This window comes from Candidatus Neomarinimicrobiota bacterium (assembly GCA_021157965.1).
Lineage (GTDB): Bacteria > Fidelibacterota > Fidelibacteria > Fidelibacterales > Fidelibacteraceae > Fidelibacter.
Window position 1 is genome coordinate 1 of record JAGGVO010000013.1, and the last position, 4,347, is coordinate 4,347.

The 4,347-nt window shown below is 48.8% G+C and carries 4 protein-coding genes and 1 pseudogene; all 5 read right to left on the reverse strand.

Features of this window, described 5'->3' with window-relative positions; genetic code table 11:
• Positions 1-88 precede the first annotated feature (88 nt).
• The 5 genes and pseudogenes from J7K63_01915 to J7K63_01935 all read right to left on the reverse strand — a co-directional run bounded on the left by J7K63_01915 (position 89) and on the right by J7K63_01935 (position 3,864).
• Positions 89-394 (reverse strand): hypothetical protein, encoded by a 306-nt coding sequence (locus J7K63_01915; GenBank protein MCD6233782.1) that lies wholly within the window; start codon positions 392-394, stop codon positions 89-91.
• A 38-nt stretch (positions 395-432) separates the two neighbouring features.
• Positions 433-741, reverse strand: a pseudogene (locus J7K63_01920) (transposase).
• Positions 742-905: 164 nt separating this feature from the next.
• The gene (cysC, locus tag J7K63_01925; protein ID MCD6233783.1) at positions 906-1,427 is read right to left on the reverse strand and encodes an adenylyl-sulfate kinase; all 522 of its coding nucleotides are present in this window, start codon (positions 1,425-1,427) and stop codon (positions 906-908) included.
• Between the two features lie 353 nt (positions 1,428-1,780).
• On the reverse strand, positions 1,781-3,196 hold the full coding sequence (locus J7K63_01930) for a B12-binding domain-containing radical SAM protein (GenBank protein ID MCD6233784.1): 1,416 nt from the start codon (positions 3,194-3,196) through the stop codon (positions 1,781-1,783).
• A gap of 2 nt (positions 3,197-3,198) precedes the next feature.
• Positions 3,199-3,864 (reverse strand): hypothetical protein, encoded by a 666-nt coding sequence (locus tag J7K63_01935; protein ID MCD6233785.1) that lies wholly within the window; start codon positions 3,862-3,864, stop codon positions 3,199-3,201.
• Between the last annotated feature and the right edge of the window lie 483 nt (positions 3,865-4,347).

A 4,347-nucleotide genomic window follows, 5' to 3' on the forward strand; every position in this document is an offset into this window, starting at 1 on the left:
GAATTTTTCTTAGATTCATTTAAGGATGAATTCCTTCTTTTTCGAGCGGCCTGATCGAGTTTACATTGTCTTTCATTCAGGCGCTGATTCATTTTACCCTCAAAGACTTCATATGATACACGGTAGATGGACTGGCAGCGGCAATATCTTCGTCGATCATTTTGCAGGTCAACCGGCGATAGCCTTCTTCGATCCGATCTTTGCAATAATTGACGATCGCTTGTTTTTCCCAGTCCAAAACCCAAAAATCACGGGGAATATGGCCATTATGCTGATTCTCCAGTCCATATCGCCTGGTCCAGTCGTAATATTTACTGGAGCTTATTCCAAGCTTTGTGATAAACCAAACCTGAGGCAATCCACTCTTTGTTTCCATGTTTTTTACGTATTTCACAACAGAATCCCGTATATCCGGTTCAACCCATCTCCCTCTCAAATCTCCCCATTGTACTTTTTTTTTAAACGGATGTTATCTGCCATGATCTCTGCAATCAGACTGTCTTTCTCTTTCAGCTTTTCTTCAAGCTGACTCACACGAACAGTCTGCCCCTGGGTTTGCTTCTGATGCTTCGTTCCAAAACGTTCGACTGCCCCCTCAAATAACTGCTTCTTCCATTTATGGAGTAAATTGGGATGGACACCGTACCGACGGGCCAGATTACTGATCGATACCCGGTTCTCCAAATGCTCTCGCAGAATCTATACTTTCTGGGTTGCTGAATAATGTTTCCTTTGATTCATCTTGGTCTCCTTCACTTATCCTTATTTCTAACTTAACCATTCTCCATTTCCAAGTGAATCAAAACACATTCTCAACCTTAACCTTAACCTCAACCTTAACCTCAACCTCAACCTCAACCTCAACCTTAACCTTAACCTTAACCTGTTCTCCCAACAACAAGTCCCTAATCCTCAGTTCCTAATTCACAAAGAATTCTTTTCACAGCTTCTTCAACAGACAAATGTGTCGTATCGATGCTGATTTCAGGATTTTCCGGGGGTTCGTAGGGATCATCGAGTCCGGTGAAATGGGAAATGTGTCCGGCTTTTGCTTTGGCGTACAATCCTTTGACATCGCGGCGGGCGCATTCTTCAAGAGGTGTTGAGATATAGATTTCAATAAAATTCCGGCACATCTTGCGGACGAGATTTCGCGTATCCCTGTAGGGGCTGACAAAGGTGCATACGACTGTCACGCCATGTTTTTCCAGGAGAGATGCCATAAAACCCATCCGTTTGATATGGAGATCTCTTTCTTCTTTTGTAAAACCGGTCTGAGGAAAAATCTCCCGGACCGAATCCCCGTCCAGATGTTCCACATCGAGTCCGGCCGCCTTCAACGCCGGGACAAGCTTTTCTGCAATCGTGCTTTTTCCGCTTCCGGAAAGACCGGTAAACCAAAGGACTGCTGAATTAATTTTTGACATAAAAATAAATTAATTATTAATTATGAGTTATGTTCGGAGTTTTTTACCCGCAGAGTGCTGAGAAGTGCAGCGCTCTTGATATTGGCGTGGCCGGGCATGGCTCCGCCTCAATCACTCCCATGGAGTGACGGGTATAAAGTGATAGAATATATACATTATTATGCCGTTCAGAAATTGAATTTTTGTACGATGTGATAAAAATCACATTGGGGCGGTAGTTGTCAGTCGGCAGTCGACAGTCGACAGTTGGCAGTTGTCAGTCGACAGTTGGCAGTCGGCAGTCGACAGTTGGCAGTCGACAGTTTGAAAGTCCCAACGCTGATGCACATAAACACACCAGGAGCGAAGCGGCGCTAAGTTCCAGCTTCCAGCCTTGAAGCGGCTGCAAGTCTTGTTTGTTCAAATAACACCACGAGTTCTTCTTCTGTGATGCCCTCATGGGATGGGTAGAATCGTGTCAGCCGTGCATCCCGGGGATCCGCAGGAATACGTGGAATCCGGAGTGTCTGTCCGGGAATGTAGTAAAAGGGAGAAATGCCCGGCACAACGGGCAGACTCCGGAGAAAACGCAGGGTTTCAAGTCCTTCGGCATAGCCTTCTCCCGGAAGACCGGCAATGAAATACCCCATGACCTTCATGCCCAGTTTGTGGGCAATATGTGCCGCACGGGCAAAATCCTCCCGGCTGTCCACCCGGCCGGATTCCCTCAACGATACCGCTGAGAGGGTCCCCACGGAAAGATTCAACATGACAAAGCCTGCCTGCCGCATAAGGGTCAGCAATTCCCGGTCCAGTGTCCAGGAACTGAGTCCGTTCATGGCATACAGGCGTAAACTATCTCCATAGCGCCTCCGAATTCCCTCAAAAAGGGACACGGCAAAGTTGCGGTTCACTGTAAGATTGTCGTCCTCAAAATCCAGAACTTTCACACCCCGGCGGACCAGTTGATCAATCTCTTCCAACACGGCTTCCACGGGCCGGTAGCGAATTTTCCGTCCGAAGGTCCGCTCGATGGTACAAAAACCGCAATGATAGGGGCAGCCCCGGCTGGTTTGCACCATAGCCATGGGGTATCCGCCTACAGTGTAATCTGCCGCGTTAATCAATTCATGAGCCACATGGATGTGCTCCACAGGTGTGAAAGGGCTTTCTACCACCCGGGGTTGAAACCCCGGTTGGTGTGGGGCGTCTTGTCCCCGGGATTGAAATCCCGAGTTGTGCGGGTCCGCCACCTCCCGAGGTTGAAACCCCGGGAGGTGGAGAAGGGCTCCCACGGTGTCCCGAAAAGAGACCTCGCCCTCGCCGGCGATGGCAAGATCGGCGGGAATGTCCTCCCCAAGGGAAAAAAGTCCGTCCCTCACGTTCTGGCCGCCTGCGATGATGAAAGCTTTCGGACAGGCTTTACGGGCAAGGCGAATGGTTTTGATGGCTTCATGGGAATAGGTGTAAAAGTTTGAGCTTACGCCGATAATGTCCGGCGATTCCTTCCGGAAAAAGACTTCAATATTTTCCCAGTCCATACCAAAATGGTAATACTGGCGAAAGGACTTGAAGGGGGCATCCTCCCGGTTCAGAAGATCCCGGATGCGGGTGAAATTTTTCGGCAGAGGGATGGTCCGGCGGCTGCCTGTGTGGAGAAAATCGGCCACCTTGCAGGTGACAGGCAGATCATGGAGATATCCGGCCAGACTCAACAATCCCAGAGGATAGTGTCTGTCCGGCGTAGTATAAAAATCCTCAACAGGCGGTTGACACAACAAAATTTTCATTATCAGAAACGATAGACAAAACCGGCTTCCACGGTGGGACCACTCAGGTTTGTTTTTTCAGTATAGCTGCGGGTGGTAGCCGTATTTTCTGAATATTGGGTGATGCGGGTTTCGGTATAGGGTGTGGCCAGAAGGTATCCCAGCCGAAGGACGGGGGAAAATTCATTCCGGGGAGCAAGACGGATGCGGAGCCAGGTCTGCAATTCCACCGGCGCCTGCAGATTGAGGGCGCCGTCACCCAGGGCAAATTTCCGGTCCGCCGAAATGAGTCCCAGATCCACCCCCAGATCCACTCGCATCAGAGCAGTGTTCACAAGAGCTGTTGACGCCGTCCCGTATAAACTGATAAAAGTGATTTGATCCTTTAATTCCACCTGCTGACCGGTGAGGGAGTCCTGATCATCCATCACATCTTCCATGTAACGGCCCACGCATTTGTACCGAATCCGAAACCCACCGCCCCAGGTGAGATGGGCGGTTTGTGTTTCCAGTACCACACCGATCCCGGGAAGATGACGCGTATCCTGATGGTTGGTCAGGCGGAGGTCCGGTTCAAATTCAAAAGATTGCTGATAATTTCCCATGACGGAAAAAAGATAGACCTGAGCCGACAAACCTGAAGCCAGGATGATGAGAAAAACGGGGATTAACAAGCAATGATTTTTCATGGATGTAAATTAGGACTTATAACGGTTGAATCAAATGGGGAAGTCAATAGTAGATGGGATTGGGTGGTGATTGACAGCCCCGGACTTCAGTACGGGGGAATGAAGCGGCAGTCATTAGTCGGCAGTTGTCAGTCGGCAGTCGTCAGTCGTCAGTCATCAGTCGGCAGTGGACAGTCTAAAGTCGATTGATTAAATGGATAATTGAGGGATTGGTTGGCATCCCAGTGAGATCGCAGAGAGGCAGAGAGGGATTGAATTGATTGGATGATTGGGTGATTGTGTCTTTCCCTGAAATAGGTTGACACAAAATGAAGGAGAAAAAGTCATTTATGGGAAAGGCAAAAATTCACTTAAGACCGCGAAGAACCTTTACGGAGGAGTTTAAGAAAGCGCGCGTCAAGGAGTATGAAACGGGGGAATTTACTGTCAACGAGATTTCCAGTCTTTATTCGATTAAAACGCCTGTAATTTATCGGTGGATCC

Excerpts from the sequence above, each read along its gene's own strand:
- cysC (MCD6233783.1), bottom strand. The coding sequence starts at position 1,427 with ATGTCAAAAATTAATTCAGCAGTCCTTTGGTTTACCGGTCTTTCCGGA.
- J7K63_01930 (MCD6233784.1), bottom strand. The coding sequence starts at position 3,196 with ATGAAAATTTTGTTGTGTCAACCGCCTGTTGAGGATTTTTATACTACG.
- J7K63_01935 (MCD6233785.1), bottom strand. The coding sequence starts at position 3,864 with ATGAAAAATCATTGCTTGTTAATCCCCGTTTTTCTCATCATCCTGGCT.